The following is a 15,820-nucleotide window of genomic DNA, read 5'->3' on the forward strand; positions in this document are numbered from 1 at the left end:
AGGGGCGGTCATGGGGCAGGCTGGACCCATGAAGCCATTCCCGCTCCCCCTCCGGGTCGCCGCGGGCCTCGCCGTCTCCACCGCCGAGCGGGTTCGCGAACTTCCCCGGCAGCTGGCCGGGCTCCCGGTGACCGTGGTCAGCCAGGTGCTCCAGGCCTCCATGCGCGTCCAGCAGCACGTCACCGAGCTGGCGATCAAGGGCGACAGCGCGCTGTCGAGCCTGCGCCCGGTCGAAGACACGCCGAGCTGGGCGACGTTCGACGAGGACGCCGAGCCCGACGTCCCGCCGGCCCGGCCGAACCTCGCCCCGGTCGCCGACGTGCCCGAACCGCGTTCGGAGATCAACGGCCGCGTCCCGTCGGCCGCCGAGCTCGAAGCGGAGCTCGGCGATCCGTGGGCCGAGGAGGAACGCGCGCTCGCCGAGGAGCACGCCGACGGCGAGAACGACAGCGACGACGAACCGCCTCGCAAGCCGAAGCCGGGCACGCCCAAGATCGACAAGAAGGTCAAGAACGAGACGCCCCGGACCAGCGCCGCCGGGTACGAGGGGCCGGCCGGGCTGACCGGTTACGACCAGCTCACCCTGCCGCAGCTGCGCGCCCGGCTGCGCCAGCTGTCGATCGACCAGCTCGAGACCATCCTCGAGTACGAACGCGCCAACGCCGACCGCTCGTCGTTCACCGGCATGCTGTCCCGCCGGATCGCCAACGCCCGCAAGACCCAGCAGGCGAAGGAAGACGGGGACGGCACCGAAGGCCAGTGAGCACCGAGTCCGCACAAGCCCCCGCGAGCACCGCGGAATCGCCGTGGCCGGTCCGGACCGTCGCGCGCAAGATCGGCGACTGGATCCACCGGCTCGGCAGCGTCTGGGTCGAAGGCCAGGTCACGCAGGTCAGCTCGCGCCCGAACACGCAGACGGCGTTCCTGACCCTGCGTGACCCTTCGGCGGACGTCTCGATGTCGGTCACCTGCCCGAACTGGCTGATCCGCGAGATGGAGCCGCCGCTGCGCGAGGGCGCGAGCGTGGTGGTGCACGCGAAGCCGTCGTACTTCTTCGGCCGCGGCACGATCAGCCTGCGTGCCGACCAGATCCGTGCGGTGGGCATCGGTGAGCTGCTGGCCCGGATCGAACGGCTCAAGAAGCTGCTGACCGCCGAGGGCCTCTTCTCGGCCCAGCGCAAGCGGCCGATCCCGTTCCTGCCGAAGGGCGTCGGGCTGATCACCGGCCGCGCATCGGCGGCCGAGCGGGACGTCCTGGCCAACGCGCAGGGGCGGTGGCCGCACGTCCGGATCAAGGTGCTCAACACGGCCGTCCAGGGCTCGCAGGCGGTGCCGCAGGTCATGCGCGCGCTCCGGATCTTCGACGCCGACCCCGAGATCGACGTCATCGTCATCGCCCGCGGCGGCGGCAGCGTCGAGGACCTGCTGCCGTTCTCCGACGAGGCATTGTGCCGCGCGGTGTCGGCCGCGGGCACGCCGGTGGTCAGCGCCATCGGGCACGAGCCCGACACCCCCCTGCTCGACTACGTCGCCGACCTCCGCTGTTCGACGCCGACCGACGCCGGCAAGCGGATCGTGCCCGACCTGCGCGAGGAGACCGAGCGGGTCCGGCAGATGCGCGACCGCGGGCGCCGCGCGCTGCACGGCTGGGTCGACACCCAGGCGCGGCTGCTCAACCAGATCCGCAGCCGCCCGTCGCTGGCCGACCCGCTGGGGCCGGTCCAGCGCCGGCAGGACGACGTCGACGTCCACCGCGAACGGGCCCGCCGCGCCATGCTGACGCTGCTGGCCAAGGACCAGGCCGAGGTGGCGAGCGCGCGGGCCCGGCTCACCGCGCTCGGCCCGGCCGCGACGCTGGCCCGCGGGTACGCGGTCGTGCAGTTCGTCGACGCCGAAGGCAACCTCCAGGTACTCCGCTCCGTCTCCGAAGTCGAGGCCGGTGCCCAGCTGCGCGTGCGCGTGGGCGACGGCGCGATCAAGGCGGTGGCGGAAGGAGCGCAGGAGTGAAGGTGACGTTCCTCCCGCTCACCGTGGACGCGGCCAGGAGGCTGGGCGCGCGTCCGCTGCTGGACCAGGCGGTGCGCACCGACCGGGCCGCCGCCGAGTGCTGGACGGCGCTGCTCGCCGGCTGCGGCACTGCGGCCCGCCGCGACCTGGGCCCGCAGCTGCGGCGGCTGTCCGAAGCGACGTCGATGCAGGTCGGCTCGCGCTGGTGGTTCGCCGAAGGGGCGGGGCACCGGAAGCGGGTGGCCGGCGCGCAGGAGAACCTCGAAGAGGCGATCGCGGACGGTGACGGGCAGGAGTTCGCCCTCGCCTTCGTCGGGTACGACCACGCCATGGCCAGCGCGGTAGTGTGCGCGAACAGCGTGCAAGCCCGGAAGGTCGGAGAACACCGAGCGTGAGTGAAGCAGCCAGCGAGGAACTCGGGTACGAGCAGGCGCGCGACCGCCTCGTCGAGGTCGTCCGCGAGCTCGAAGCCGGCGGTCTGTCCCTCGAACAGTCGCTCGCGTTGTGGGAGAAGGGCGAGAAGCTCGCGAAGGTCTGTGAGCGCCATCTCGAAGGCGCCCGCGAGCGGATTGAAGCTGCTTTGGCGTCCGTGGAGGACGACTCCGAGCAGTGAGGTAGGCCATGCCGTCGGTATCTGGAAACAACGCGGGTATCTGACAGACTGGCTACCCGCCAGTTCCACGATCCGGGAGGCACAGATGCCCGCCGCAGACAGTCGTCGTGAAGCGCCCGACCGCAACCTCGCGATGGAGCTGGTCCGGGTCACCGAAGCCGCCGCGATGGCGGCCGGCCGCTGGGTCGGCCGTGGCGACAAGATCGGCGGGGACGGCGCGGCCGTCGACGCGATGCGCCAGCTCGTCTCGACGGTGTCGATGCGCGGGGTCGTGGTGATCGGCGAGGGCGAGAAGGACGAAGCCCCGATGCTGTTCAACGGCGAAGAGGTCGGCAACGGCGACGGGCCGGACTGCGACGTCGCGGTCGACCCGGTCGACGGCACCACCCTGATGGCCAAGGGCATGCCGAACGCGCTCGCCGTGCTCGCGGTCGCCGAGCGCGGCGCGATGTTCGACCCGTCCGCGGTGTTCTACATGGAGAAGCTGGCCGTCGGGCCGGACGCGGCCGGCAAGGTCGAGCTCGGCGCGCCGATCGCGGAGAACATCCGCCGGGTCGCCAAGGCGAAGCACAGCAGCGTCAGCGACGTCACCGTGTGCATCCTCGACCGCCCGCGGCACGAGCAGATCATCAAGGAGGTCCGCGAGGCCGGCGCGCGGATCCGGTTCATCTCCGACGGCGACGTCGCCGGCGCGATCGCCGCGGCCCGGCCGACCACCGGCGTCGACATGCTGATCGGCATCGGCGGCACCCCCGAGGGCATCATCGCGGCCTGCGCGATGAAGTGCCTCGGCGGCGAGCTGCAGGGCCGGCTGTGGCCGAAGGACGACGCCGAGCGCGAGAAGGCCCTCGCCGCCGGGCACGACCTCGACCGGATCCTGCTGAACGACGACCTCGTGCGCGGTGACAACGTGTTCTTCTGCGCCACCGGCGTCACCGACGGCGACCTGCTGCGCGGCGTCCACTACCGCGAGGGCGGCGCGACGACGCAGTCCATCGTGATGCGGTCCAAGTCCGGGACCGTCAGAATGATCGACGGCTACCACCGGCTGAACAAGCTGCGGGCGTACTCCTCGGTCAACTTCGACGGCCACCTGGACGCCCCCGACGACGACGTCGTGCCCCCGCTGCCGTAAGGAGTTCCGTGCCCAGGCGACTGCCGGCCCTGCTGGTCCTGATCCTGGCCGTCCTGGTCCCCGGCACGGCCACGGCCGCCCCCGGCATCGTCGGGGGTGTCGTTGCGGACCAGCCGTACCCGTTCACGGTTTCGCTGCACACCTCCTCGGGCAAGCTGTACTGCGCGGGCGCGTTGATCGCACCCACCTGGGTCGTCACGGCCGCGCACTGCGCGTTCGGCAAGACCGCGTCCGCGATTTCGCTGCGCGTGGGGACGAACGACTCGGGACAGGGCGGCGAGGTCGCGCAGCCCGCCGAGATCGTCGTCAACCCGGCGTTCAACACCGAAAGCCCGGCCGGCGACATCGCGCTGCTGCGCCTGGCGAAGCCGGTCTCGACGGCACCTATCGGGCTCGCGGCGGCCGCGTCCCCGGGCACCGCGACCCGCATCGTCGGCTGGGGCCAGACCTGCCCGAAGCTGAACTGCGGCGCGATCCCCACGACGTTGCAGCAGCTCGACACGCACATCGTCGAGGGCACGAAGTGCACGTCGGTGTTCGACGGCACAGCCGAGCTGTGCACCGACAACCCGGGCGGCAAGGCCGGAGCGTGCTTCGGCGACTCCGGCGGCCCGCAGATCGTGCGCGACGGCGACCACTGGCTGCTCGTCGGCGTCACCAGCCGGCCGGGCAACAACGACCCGGAATGCGCGACGGCGCCGTCGATCTACACCTCCGTCGTCGCCTACGCGCCGTGGATCGCGGAGAAGACGAAGTCCTGACCTATTCGGCGTTGCTCGAGTGGCCCGGGAACAGGTGGGCGTCCGGGTCGAGCGCGACGGCGATGTTGTTGACGGCCGTCGCGGCCTCGCCGAAGCCGGTCGCGATCAGCTTCACCTTCCCGGGGTACGCGGCGACGTCGCCGGCCGCGTAGACGCGTTCGCGCGCGGTCGCCATCGTCGAGTCGACGGCGATCGCGCGGTGGTGGATCTCCAGGCCCCAGCTCTCGATCGGGCCGAGGTCGGCGGTGAACCCCAGCGCCGCGACGACGGCGTTGGCCGGGAGCCGCTCGTCGCCCGCGCCCTTGATCGAAACGTCGACGGCTTCGAGCGTGCCGTCCGCGGCTTCGACGAACCGCGTGACCTCGGCGTCGGTGATGATCCGGGTGCCGAGCTCGCGCGCCTGCCGGACGATCGACTCGGCGGCGCGGAACTTCGCCCGCCGGTGCACGAGCGTCACGCTCGCCGCGACCGGGTGCAGCGCGAGGATCCAGTCGAACGCCGAGTCACCGCCGCCGACGACCACGACGTGCTGGCCCGCGTGGGCCTGCAGCGACGGCACGAAGTGCACCATGCCGCGGCCGAGCCAGCCGTCGCCGGCGGGCAGCGGGCGCGGGGTGAACTCGCCGATGCCCGCGGTGATCAGCACGGCGCGGGCGTGCAGCGTCTCGCCGCCGTCGAGGGTCAGCTCGACGGCTTCCCCGGCGGGCTCCAGCTTCTCGGCCTTGCGCCCGAGCAGGTACTTCGGCTTGAACGGCGCGGCCTGCTTCACCAGGCCCTCGACCAGGTCCCGGCCGCGGACCTCGGCGAACCCGCCGACGTCGTAGATCATCTTCTCCGGGTACATCGCGGTGACCTGCCCGCCGGGCTCGGGCAGCGAGTCGACCACCGCCATCGAGAGGCCGCGGAACCCGGCGTAGTAGGCGGCGAACAGGCCGGTCGGGCCCGCGCCGATGATCACGAGGTCGTACGGATCCCCAGCAACGTCAGTCATGCTCGCTCCAGCCAGTGGTGGATGGCGGTGATCGAGAACACAGCCGATCCTAGCCGGATCGCCCGGGGATGTTCCGGTGTCCGTAGAGGCCGAGCAGCCAGGTGTGGCGGATGGCTTCGCGGGCGCGGTCGTAGGCGTCGCCGGTGGCGAGCCAGATGGCCTGCGTGAGCAGCTCGATCGTCGCGGCGACGACGGTGCGTGCGGTGAACGGCGGCGGGAGCGGCAGGCCCGGCTCGGTCGTGTGCAGCCACACCGCCGTCCGGTCGAACACCGCTTCACTCGCGCGCAGCATCTCTTCGCGCGCCTCGAGGCCCGCGTCGCCGAGGGCGTAGATCTCCAGGAGGACGGCGCGGGCTGCGACGGGACGGCGGCGCACGTAGCCGACGACGAAGTCGCCGCACGCGGTGACGGCGTCGAGCGGGCTCGGTGCCTCGGCCGCCACCGCGACGCCCTGGTCGAGGAATTCCCCGGTCACCGACCGGTAGGCGGCCAGGAAGGCGGCCTGCTTGCCGGCGAACTGCTCGTAGAACGACGTGCGGGAGACACCCGCGGACGCCGTGACGTGGCCGACCGTCGTGGCCGCGTAGCCGCGTTCGCCGACGTTGGCCAGCACCGCTTCGACCAGCCGGGCGCGCTGGACCTGCGCCACCTCCTCCCGGCTGAGGCTGTGCGGACCTTTGGGGAGACGGGTCTGCATCGCGGCACCGTACCCGGCGGGCGGACCCGCCGGGTACGGCCGCGGTCAGGCCGGCTGTTCCGGGTCGAGCGCGTTGCCCGCCGGGATGTGCCCGCAGCTCGACGGCGCCGCCTTCCCGGCGAACCGGTCGGCCAGCCAGGCGATCGCCGCAGGCGCCCACGCCGCCGCGCCGCCGACGTGGCTGAGCGCGTCGTACTGCGTGTACTTGATCGAGCCGTTGCCGGTGGCGCAGTACTGGCGGGCCAGTGCCCGGACGTCGCCGGCCACCATCACGCCGTCGCCGGTGCCGATGCCCGGGAAGTTGCTCGTGGTCCCCTCCAGGAACCCGGCGTTGCCCTGGGCGATGAACCCGGGCACCGACGGGGTCGGTGCGGAGCCGATGTCGACCTTGTTCACCGCCGCGACGAAGGGCGGCACCGAGTTCGGGTTCGCGTACTCCGGCTTCGCGATCTTCTGCCACGTCAGGCCCGGGTACCGGCCGAGGGCGGTGATGATCGACGCGTGCTCCAGCTCGTCGAGCACCTTCAGCCCGTATTCGCTCGCGTACGGCCGCAGGTCGATGCCGTAGCCGCGCGCGACGCCGATCAGCGCCATCGGGATGACGCCGGACCAGACCGGGCTGCCGCTGACGTACTTCAGGTTGTGCGCGGGATCGACGAGCACACCGCCTTCGGTGAAGCCGACGAGGTTTTCGTCGACGTCGGGGGCGTAGCCCGGTGCCAGTGCGGCGGCCCAGCCGGTCGCGATGGCGCCGCCCGAATAGCCGAGGAGCCCGAACTTCGTGCTCTTGGTCATCCCCGTCGCGGCCGAACTCGTGACCGCGCGGATGGAATCGAGGGTGTTCGTGCCGTACTCCGGCCCGGCGGCGAAGTCCGCGGTCTGCCCTTCGGTGTCGGGCACGACGACGTTGTAGCCCAGCAGGAGCGACGGGAGGAGCAGCAGCGACTCGCCGTTGGGCAGGAGGCCGCCGAGGGTGACGTCCCCGGCGATCGCCCGCGACGGCGCGTCCGCGGGGTCGAGCGAGTCGTAGGCCGACTGGTACGACACGGCTTTCGTGGTGTCACCGGTGATGCTGCGGACGACCGAGGTGACGTTCGCGGCCGGGCGGCCCTGCGCGTCGGTGGTCCGGTAGAGCAGCTGGACCGCCTGCACCGGCGTCGCGAGCCCGACGACGTGGTAGGCCAGGGTCCGGGTCTTGAGGACGGTCCCGGGCGCGTAGGACGACAGCGGGGTGCCGCCGTCGTAGGAGTAGAAGGGATCGGACGACGCGGCGGCGGCGGGACTGGCCGGTGCGGCGGCGAGGGCCAGCGCGAGCGCGGCGGCGAACGCGGCGGTGCGAACGGTCATGACTCCCCTTTGAATCATGAAGCTGATCACGCGGATCGCCGTAACCTACCAGCGAGTAGGTGTCGTGTACAGCCGCGTACACCATCCGGTGGGCGGGGTGGCCGACGCCACCACGCGGCGGCCGCCGAACAGGTCCAGAATCGGTGTCATGGCTGATCAGGAATACCGGATCGAACACGACACGATGGGCGAGGTCCGCGTGCCCGCCGACGCGCTCTACCGCGCGCAGACCCAGCGGGCCGTCGAGAACTTCCCGATTTCCGGCCGGGGCCTGGAACGCGCCCAGATCCGGGCGCTCGGCCTGCTCAAAGCCGCCGCCGCGCGGGTGAACCTCAAGCTGGGCGTGCTCGACGCCGACGTCGCGAACGCCATCGCGGCCGCCGCCGACGAAGTCGCCGAAGGGGCGCACGACGCGCACTTCCCGATCGACGTCTTCCAGACCGGCTCGGGGACGTCGTCGAACATGAACGCCAACGAGGTCATCGCGACCCTCGCTTCGCGGGCCCTCGGGCGGGACGTGCACCCGAACGACCACGTCAACGCGTCGCAGTCGTCGAACGACACCTTCCCGACGACGATCCACGTCGCCGCGACCGAAGCCGTCACCAAGGACGTCATCCCCGCGCTCGAGTACCTCGCCGGGGCCATCGAGGTCCGCGCCGCCGAGTGGGCCGACGTCGTGAAGTCCGGCCGCACGCACCTGATGGACGCGGTGCCGATCACGCTCGGGCAGGAGGCCGGCGCGTGGGCATCGCAGATCCGCTACGGCGTCGAGCGGCTGAAGTCGGGCCTGCCGCGGCTGGGCGAGCTGCCGATCGGCGGCACGGCCGTCGGCTCCGGCCTGAACGCGCCGGACGGCTTCGGCTCCTCGGTCGCCGCGGAACTCGCCGCGGTGACCGGGCTGCCGCTGACCGAGGCCCGCGACCACTTCGAGGCGCAGGCGACGCAGGACAGCGTCGTCGAGACCTCCGGGCACCTGCGCACGGTCGCCGTGTCGCTCAACAAGATCGCCAACGACCTGCGGTGGCTGGGGTCCGGGCCGCGCACCGGCCTGGCCGAGCTGGCGCTGCCGGACCTGCAGCCGGGCTCGTCGATCATGCCGGGCAAGGTGAACCCGGTGATCCCGGAGGCGACGCTGCAGGTGGTCGCGCAGGTGATCGGCAACGACGCGGCGGTCGCGTTCGCCGGGGCCGCGGGCAACTTCCAGCTCAACGTCAACCTGCCGGTGATCGCCCGCAACGTCCTCGAATCGGCGCGGCTGCTCGCGGCCGTTTCGCGGCTGCTGGCGGACAAGGTCTTCGCGGGCATCACGGTGAACGCCGACCGCGCGCGGACCTACGCCGAGGGCTCGCCGTCCATCGTGACGCCGTTGAACAAGTACATCGGGTACGAAGCCGCGGCCGCGGTCGCGAAGCAGGCGTTGAAGGAACTGAAGACGATCCGCGAAGTCGTCATCGAACGCGGATTCGTGAAGGACGGCAAGCTCACCGAAGCGCAGCTCGACGAGGCGCTCGACGTGCTGCGCATGGCCCGCGGCGGGAAGTGATGAGTGACGCAGCCGAGCTCGGCGCCTTCCTGAAGGCACGCCGGGCCGCCCTCGACCCGGCCGAGCTGGGCCTGCCGCGCGGGATCACCCACCGCCGGGTCGAGGGGCTGCGTCGCGAAGAACTGGCCCAGCTGGCCGGGATCAGCGTCGACTACTACACGCGGCTGGAGCAGGGCCGCGCCAAGAACGTCTCCGACGCCGTCCTCGGCTCGCTGGCCCGTGCGCTGCGCCTCGACGACGGCCAGGAGTCCTACCTGCACAACCTCGCCGCGCCGAAGCGCCGGGAACGCACTGCGCCGCAACGGATCCGGCCCGAGCTGCAGCAGCTGCTCGACGCCATCCAGGCGCCCGCGTTCGTCTTCGGCCGGTACCTGGAGGTGCTGGCCTGGAACCCGCTCGGCGGCGCGGTCTCGTTCGACTTCGGCCGTCTCGAAGAACGCAGCATGCCGAAGCTGCTCTTCACCGACGAACGCGCGAAGCAGCTGCACCCGGAGTGGGACGTGGTGTGCCGCGAGCTCGTCGCCAACCTGCGCGCGGAGAGCGGGCGGCACCCCGGCGACCCGCAGCTCGCCCGGCTGGTCGACGAGCTTTCGCTGGCGAGCGAACAGTTCCGCGAGCTGTGGGCCGAGCACGCGGTCCAGGAGAAGGCCCAGGGCTGGAAGCTGTTCGTGCACCCCGTCGTCGGCGAGCTGCGGCTGCGCTACCAGACGCTGCGCCTGCCCGACGACCCCGACCAGGGCGTGGTGATCTACCACGCCGAACCGGGGTCGGAAAGCGAGCGCGCGCTCGGCCTGCTGGCCGGCCGGCTCGGCGCCGGTGAACGACCGGTGAACACTCACCGATAGCCGTCCCGTGCCGCGGTTGCGCTGCCTACGCTGCTTGTCCTGGGGCGTCGGGGGTAGAGGAGCAGCACGGTGGGCGTCGGCGCGACGATGCAGTCTCTCGCCGAGATCCTCAGCTCGGACTCGGGCAGTCTCGTCCTGGGCCTCGCCGCGCTGGTCGCGATGGCCGCGCCGTTCGTCGACCGCTACTTCATCCGGCGGCGCCGGCTGGCGTTCCGGGTGCTCTACAACTCCAAGATCGGGCTGTCCCCGATCGACCTGCACGACGGCGAAAACGGTTCCGCGCAAGCGGATCCGCAGCTGGCACGCACCGCGCGGCTGCTGAGCCGGATGAGCGTGGTCGTGATCCGGATCCGCAACACCGGCGGGTTCGACATCGCGCCGGGCGACTTCGAGATCCCGCTGTCGTTCACCTTCGGCAGCCGGATCGTTTGGGACGCGCGGGTGTCCGACGCCACCGACGACGGGCTGCGCCGCCACGTCCGCGAAGGTCTGGAGTTCTTCACGCGGGAAACCCCGCAGCCGGTCGAAAGCGCGAAGCTGTCCCGCGTGCGCGCCCTGCTGCCCAAGCGGCTGGCCGGGGTGCCCGCCCCCGAAGCGCCCGAATGGCACGGCGTCCGGCTGGCCCGGCTTTCCCTGAAGCGCCAGGAGAAGTTCAAGCTGGTCGTCGTGCTGCGCGAGCCCGGCGACGATGACGGCGAGATCAGCAAGGAGATCGACCACCACGCCCGGCTCGCCGCCGGCCGGATCAAGGACGAGCGCAAGCAGCGCCGGGTCACCTGGCCGATCGTCACGACGGCGGTCGGGGTGCTGCTGACCGGCGCACTGCTCGCGACGCTGCTCGTCTCGTGGTCCCGGCCGAGCGGCTCCGCGCAGTGCGCCGGCGGGAAGCTGTCGGTCGAAGGGTCGAGCGCGTTCGTCCCGATCATGGACGGCATCGCCGCCGAGTACCACGCCCAGTGCGACGACGCGGCCATCACGACCCGCGCGACCGGCAGCGTCACCGGCGTCCGCGCGCTCGCCCCGCTCGACGCCGCGGGCAAGGACGGGCTGGCAGTGCTTTCGGACGGCCGGTCGGGTGAAGCGGGGCCCGATCTCGAGGCGAAGGCCGTCGCGGTGGTCGTGTACAGCCTGGTCGTCAACCGCGCCGCCGGGGTCGACCGGTTGACGACCCAGCAGGTCAAGGACATCTTCAGCGGCCGGGTGCGCAACTGGGACCAGCTGCGGCCGGGGCCCTCGGTGCCGATCGGGATCGTCGGGCGCGGCCAGGAGTCGGGTACGCGCAAGACGTTCGAGCGGAAGGTGCTGGGCGGCGCGGAGGACCGGCTGACGTCGGACTCCTGCCGCCGTCCCGAACGCGACCCGGCCGCGGCGACCACCCGCTGCGAGCGCGGCACGACCGCCGAGGTGCTCACCGAAGTCGCCGCGGTGCCGGGCGCGATCGGGTACGCCGACGTCCCGGCGGCCAAAACGGCGGCCGCCCGGAACCAGCAGGTCGGCGTCGTGCAGCTCGACGGCCACTACCCCGACGTCACGGCCATCGACGCCGGCTACCGGTTCTGGACCGTCGAGTACCTGTACACGAAGGGCGTGCCGGACGGCGAGAGCGTGCTGAAGCGGTTCCTCGACTACCTGGCGAGCCCGGCCGCGCGGGCCGAGCTGCAGGACGCCGGGTACACGCCCTGCGTGGCCAAGGACGGGCTGCTCGACCCCCTCTGCACCAGGGCGGACAGCTGACCGACGAGAAATTGTCGGTGGTCCGGGTCATGATGTCCGGGTGCTGCTGAACGAGTTGGTCCGCGCGTCCGCCGAGCTGGCGGCGACCAGGTCCAGGAAGGCGAAGATCGCCGTCCTGGCCGCGGTGCTGCGCGCGGCGGAGATCGCCGAGCTGCCCGCGGTGGTCGCGTACCTGACGGGGCAGACGGCGCAGGACAGGCTGGGTGCGGGCTGGCGCACTCTGGCGGCTCTGGGCGCTTCGCCGGCCGCGGAGCCCGTGGCCACGGTCACCGAGGTCGACGCGGCCCTGACGGCGGCCGCGGGCGTGGCGGCGGGCACGGGGTCGAACGCGCGGCGGCAGGACGTGCTGCGTGCGCTGTTCGTGCGGCTGACGGAGGAGGAACAGCGGTTCCTGTTCCGGCTGGTCACCGGCGAGCTGCGGCAGGGCGCGCTGGAAGGCGTGATGGTCGACGCGGTCGCGGCGGCGGCCGAGGTGCCCGCGCCGGACGTGCGGCGGGCCTTCATGCTGTCCGGGAAGCTCGGCGTCACCGCGGTCGCGGCGCTGACCGGCGGGCAGGCGGCGCTGGCGGAGTTCCGGCTCACCCTGGGCACGCCGGTCAAGCCGATGCTGGCCTCCCCGGCGGAGTCGCTCGACGAGGCCGTCGCCGAGCACGCCGAGGCGATCGTCGAGTACAAAATGGACGGTGCGCGGATCCAGGTGCACCGCCAGGGCGACGAGGTGCACATCTGGACGCGGACCCTGCGCGAGATCACCGCCAGCGTGCAGGAACTGGTGGAGCTCGTGCGGGCGCTGCCGTGCGAATCGGTGGTGCTCGACGGCGAGACGCTCGCGCTGACCGACGCCGGGCGGCCGCGGCCGTTCCAGGACACCCAGAGCCGGTTCGGCAGCACCCGCGAGGAACAGGTCAAGGCGCTGCTGCTGCGGCCGTACTTCTTCGACTGCCTGCACCTCGACGGCGTCGACCTGCTGGACGCGCCGCTGTCGGAGCGCAACGCGGCGCTGCGCAAGGTCGCCGGGGCGCACGTGATCCCCGGCGAGGTGGGCACCGAACGCGCGGACGCCGTGCTGGAGGCGGCGATGGAAGCCGGCCACGAAGGGGTGATGGTCAAGGACCTCGCGTCGCCGTACGCGGCCGGGCGGCGCGGGCGGGCGTGGCTGAAGGTCAAGCCGGTGCACACGATCGACCTGGTGGTGCTCGGGGCGGAGTGGGGGCACGGCCGGCGCACCGGCACGCTGTCGAACCTGCACCTGGGCGCCCGCGACCCGGACGGCGGCCCGCCGATCATGGTGGGCAAGACGTTCAAGGGCATGACCGACGAGCTGCTGGCCTGGCAGACGAGGACGTTCCAGGAGATCGAAACCCACCGCGACGACTGGACGGTGTACGTGCGCCCGGAAATCGTGGTGGAGATCGAGCTGGACAGCGCCCAGGTCAGCACCCGCTACCCGGGCGGCCTGGCCCTGCGGTTCGCGCGGGTGGTCCGCTACCGCCCGGACAAGGACCCGGCGGACGCCGACACGATCGACACCGTCCGCGGCCTGCTGCACGGCGACCGGCCGGAAGGGAGCTGACAGACGAAAGTAGCTGGTGCCCGCGCTCCGCACCGGCCACAGTGGAGGAAGGTCGAGTCCGGGCTGTCGTTCGACGAATTCGACGTGCGGTGACGAGAATTTTCCCGACACGGCCGGTGCCCGAGGTTCCCTAAAGTGCGCTCCTTCACAGGGATCCCGCTCGCTTCCCGAGCGGTCATGGCAGGAGCAACCAGTGGTCAGCAAGGAACAGATGAAGGCGGCCATCCACGCCGCCTTCGACGGCGCCGTCGACGGCGGAGCGGACTACACCAAGGTGTACGCCGCGGAGATCCGGCAGAAGAACTACCTGGTCTTCCGCACGACCAGCGTCGCCAACTTCGCGCTGGGCTTCAAACCGGGGCAGACGGACCTCGTCCTGGTCCCGCTCGAGGAGAAGAACGGCACCGTCACGGCGGGCACGCCGCTGACGATCACGGACACGAACCGCGCGTCGGTGAAGAAGCGTGACCTGCAGGGCCGGTTCGTCATCAAGACGACCGAGGGCCGGACGTTCCGGCTCAGCATCCTCCCCTCCGTGAACAAGCTCCTCGCCGCCGCCTACCAGCTGCCGGTCGAGCAGAAGGCGGAGTACGAGGCGTTCGTCGCGCTCCGGGACTCGCTCCTCGCGGCCTGACGACCGGGCGCCCCGGGGCCGGACGGCGCCGGGGCGCAGTCGGTCCACAGTGGAGCTAAACTCCTCCGATGCCCAGCGAGAAGCTCACCCGCGCCTGGTTCGCGGTCACCGCCGTGGTCGCGCTGGCCGGCCTGGTCACCCAGGTCGTCGCCACCGCGAGCGCCCCGGACGGGCGGGTCGCGAACCTGCTCTGCTTCTTCACGATCGATTCGAACCTGCTGGTCACGCTCACCTCGGCGCTGGTCGCGCTGGGCGTGGCCCGCGGCCGGCTGTTCACCGTCCTCTGGCTCGACGCGCTGGTCGGCATCATCGTGACCGGCATCGTCTACCAGGTGGCGCTGGCCGGCCTCTACGAACTGCACGGCCTCTCGCTGTTTGCCGACACGATGCTGCACAAGGTGACGCCGATCCTGTTCGTGCTCGGCTGGCTGCTCGCCGCCCCGCGGGGCGTGCTCGGCCGGCGCACGGTGTGGTGGTCGCTGCTGTACCCGCTCGCTTGGCTCGCGTTCACGCTCCCGCGCGGGGCGGTCACGGGTTTCTACCCGTACCCGTTCGTCGACGCGGGCGCCCTCGGCTACGGCCGGGTGGCGCTGAACTGCGTGTTCATCGGGCTGTTCTTCACCGCGCTCGCGGCCGCCGCGTTCCTGTACGACCGCCGGCTCGCGCGGGCCGAACCCGCTTAACCGCGGACGCGGCGGAACGCGTTGAGCCCGTCGGTCAGCCCGGCCTGGACGAGCGTCGGCAGCGCGCCACGCCGGTCGACCGGCTTGCCGGCGGCGATCCGGTGCATCTGCCGGGTGTGCCACTGGATTTCCAGCAGGCTGTCGGCCAGCCGGACGCCGGTCTTCGGGCAGCGCCGCTCGGCCCGGACGTCTTCGCCGTCGATCAGCCGCGCCGGCAACCCCGGGTCGACGACCAGTGGCCGGCCGAGCCCGATGACGTCCAGCGCGCCCGAGCGCAGCGCTTCCTCCATCCCGCCGAGGGTCGCGAAGCCGCCGGTGACCATCAGGGCGACGTCGGAAACTTCACGCGCTTTCGCCGCATAGTCCAGGAAGTACGCTTCGCGCGCCTGCGTGCTCGCGCGTCCGGAGCCCATCATCGCGGCCTTCTCGTACGTGCCGCCGGAAACCTCCAGCAGGTCCAGCCCGGCCTCGCCGAGCTCGCGCACGACCTCCAGCGACTCCTCCTCGGTGAAGCCGCCCCGCTGGAAGTCCGCGCTGTTGAGCTTCACCGCCACCGGCACGCCGTCCCCGACGGCCGCGCGCACCCGCCGGACGACCTCGAGCAGGAACCGGCGGCGGCGCACCGCGTCGCCACCCCACGCGTCCGTGCGCAGGTTCGTCAGCGGCGAAAGGAACTGGGACACGAGGTAGCCGTGCGCGCCGTGGATCTGGACGCCGTGGAAGCCGGCGTCGGCGAACGTCCGCGCTGCCACCGCGAAGCGCTCGATGATCGCTTCGATCTCTTCGCCGGTCAGGGCGCGCGGCGGCGCGAAGGCGGTCCGGATGCCCCGGTTGCCGAACGACACCGCGGACGGCGCCACCGGCTCGCGCGAGAGGTACCGCGGGCTCTGCCGCCCGGGGTGGTTCAGCTGCACCCACAGCCGGGTGTCCGTGCCCTCCACCGCCCGCGCCCAGGCCCGGAAGCCGGCCGGGTCCGCGGTCGCCGCCACGTTGCGCGGCTCGCCGAGCGCGGCCGGGTCGACCATGACGTTCCCGGTGACCAGGACGCCCGCGCCGCCGCGGGCCCACGCCCGGTACAGCTCGAAGAGCTCGCGCGTGGGGGCGTTGCGGCGGTCGCCGAGCTGCTCGCTCAGCGCCGACTTGGCCACGCGATTCGGCAGCACGGCTCCGCACCGCAGCTTCAGCGGTTCCGCCAGGAGCGTCATCGCGTCACCTCTCGAACTTACTCACGGTAAGATGACTCGACGGTAGCAT

Annotated in this window: 16 protein-coding genes; 12 read left to right on the forward strand and 4 right to left on the reverse strand. The window is 72.0% G+C overall.

Annotated features, from left to right (window positions below; genetic code table 11):
* Positions 1-28: 28 nt before the first annotated feature.
* From AB0M93_RS20260 to AB0M93_RS20285, 6 genes are all read left to right on the forward strand, one after another.
* A complete protein-coding gene (locus AB0M93_RS20260; protein WP_364275559.1) occupies positions 29-763 on the forward strand; it encodes a lipid droplet-associated protein in 735 nt (244 codons plus the stop codon).
* The gene (xseA, locus tag AB0M93_RS20265) at positions 760-2,007 is read left to right on the forward strand and encodes an exodeoxyribonuclease VII large subunit (RefSeq protein ID WP_364275561.1); all 1,248 of its coding nucleotides are present in this window, start codon (positions 760-762) and stop codon (positions 2,005-2,007) included. Before AB0M93_RS20260 ends, xseA begins: the two co-directional genes overlap by 4 nt.
* Entirely contained in the window at positions 2,004-2,402 is a 399-nt protein-coding gene (locus tag AB0M93_RS20270; protein ID WP_176174957.1) for a hypothetical protein, read from the forward strand. Before xseA ends, AB0M93_RS20270 begins: the two co-directional genes overlap by 4 nt.
* Positions 2,399-2,620, forward strand: coding sequence for an exodeoxyribonuclease VII small subunit (locus tag AB0M93_RS20275; protein ID WP_013229792.1), 222 nt, complete (start codon positions 2,399-2,401; stop codon positions 2,618-2,620). The genes AB0M93_RS20270 and AB0M93_RS20275 overlap by 4 nt, the downstream gene beginning before the upstream one ends.
* 85 nt (positions 2,621-2,705) lie before the next feature.
* Positions 2,706-3,755 (forward strand): class II fructose-bisphosphatase, encoded by a 1,050-nt coding sequence (gene glpX / locus AB0M93_RS20280; protein WP_364275564.1) that lies wholly within the window; start codon positions 2,706-2,708, stop codon positions 3,753-3,755.
* Positions 3,756-3,775: 20 nt separating this feature from the next.
* The gene (locus tag AB0M93_RS20285; RefSeq protein ID WP_364275807.1) at positions 3,776-4,516 is read left to right on the forward strand and encodes a serine protease; all 741 of its coding nucleotides are present in this window, start codon (positions 3,776-3,778) and stop codon (positions 4,514-4,516) included.
* 1 nt (position 4,517) lies between these two features.
* On the opposite strand, the gene AB0M93_RS20290 is transcribed toward AB0M93_RS20285, so the two are convergent.
* From AB0M93_RS20290 to AB0M93_RS20300, 3 genes are read right to left on the reverse strand one after another with little or no spacing between them, the layout of a single operon-like run.
* Positions 4,518-5,507, reverse strand: a complete 990-nt coding sequence (locus tag AB0M93_RS20290) for an NAD(P)/FAD-dependent oxidoreductase (protein WP_364275566.1) — start codon at positions 5,505-5,507, stop codon at positions 4,518-4,520.
* Positions 5,508-5,556: 49 nt separating this feature from the next.
* Positions 5,557-6,204, reverse strand: coding sequence for a TetR/AcrR family transcriptional regulator (locus AB0M93_RS20295; RefSeq protein ID WP_364275568.1), 648 nt, complete (start codon positions 6,202-6,204; stop codon positions 5,557-5,559).
* A 45-nt stretch (positions 6,205-6,249) separates the two neighbouring features.
* Entirely contained in the window at positions 6,250-7,551 is a 1,302-nt protein-coding gene (locus AB0M93_RS20300) for a lipase family protein (RefSeq protein ID WP_364275570.1), read from the reverse strand.
* Positions 7,552-7,699: 148 nt separating this feature from the next.
* On the opposite strand from AB0M93_RS20300, the gene AB0M93_RS20305 reads away from it, so the two are divergent.
* The 6 genes from AB0M93_RS20305 (at position 7,700) to AB0M93_RS20330 (ending at position 14,566) form a co-directional block, all read left to right on the forward strand.
* Positions 7,700-9,097, forward strand: a complete 1,398-nt coding sequence (locus AB0M93_RS20305) for a class II fumarate hydratase (protein ID WP_364275572.1) — start codon at positions 7,700-7,702, stop codon at positions 9,095-9,097.
* On the forward strand, positions 9,097-9,942 hold the full coding sequence (locus AB0M93_RS20310) for a helix-turn-helix transcriptional regulator (RefSeq protein WP_364275574.1): 846 nt from the start codon (positions 9,097-9,099) through the stop codon (positions 9,940-9,942). Before AB0M93_RS20305 ends, AB0M93_RS20310 begins: the two co-directional genes overlap by 1 nt.
* A gap of 69 nt (positions 9,943-10,011) precedes the next feature.
* Complete coding sequence (locus AB0M93_RS20315; RefSeq protein ID WP_364275576.1) at positions 10,012-11,676, forward strand: substrate-binding domain-containing protein; 1,665 nt, start codon at positions 10,012-10,014, stop codon at positions 11,674-11,676.
* Between the two features lie 40 nt (positions 11,677-11,716).
* Complete coding sequence (locus AB0M93_RS20320) at positions 11,717-13,249, forward strand: ATP-dependent DNA ligase (RefSeq protein WP_364275578.1); 1,533 nt, start codon at positions 11,717-11,719, stop codon at positions 13,247-13,249.
* Positions 13,250-13,442: 193 nt separating this feature from the next.
* Positions 13,443-13,883, forward strand: coding sequence for a hypothetical protein (locus tag AB0M93_RS20325; RefSeq protein ID WP_364275580.1), 441 nt, complete (start codon positions 13,443-13,445; stop codon positions 13,881-13,883).
* Positions 13,884-13,951: 68 nt separating this feature from the next.
* Positions 13,952-14,566 (forward strand): Pr6Pr family membrane protein, encoded by a 615-nt coding sequence (locus tag AB0M93_RS20330; RefSeq protein ID WP_364275582.1) that lies wholly within the window; start codon positions 13,952-13,954, stop codon positions 14,564-14,566.
* Here AB0M93_RS20330 and AB0M93_RS20335 read toward each other — a convergent pair.
* A complete protein-coding gene (locus AB0M93_RS20335) occupies positions 14,563-15,771 on the reverse strand; it encodes an NADH:flavin oxidoreductase/NADH oxidase family protein (RefSeq protein WP_364275583.1) in 1,209 nt (402 codons plus the stop codon). The genes AB0M93_RS20330 and AB0M93_RS20335 overlap by 4 nt on opposite strands.
* Positions 15,772-15,820 lie beyond the last annotated feature (49 nt).

Origin of the sequence: Amycolatopsis sp. NPDC051102, from assembly GCF_040682815.1 — a bacterium.
Classification (GTDB): Bacteria; Actinomycetota; Actinomycetes; order Mycobacteriales; family Pseudonocardiaceae; genus Amycolatopsis.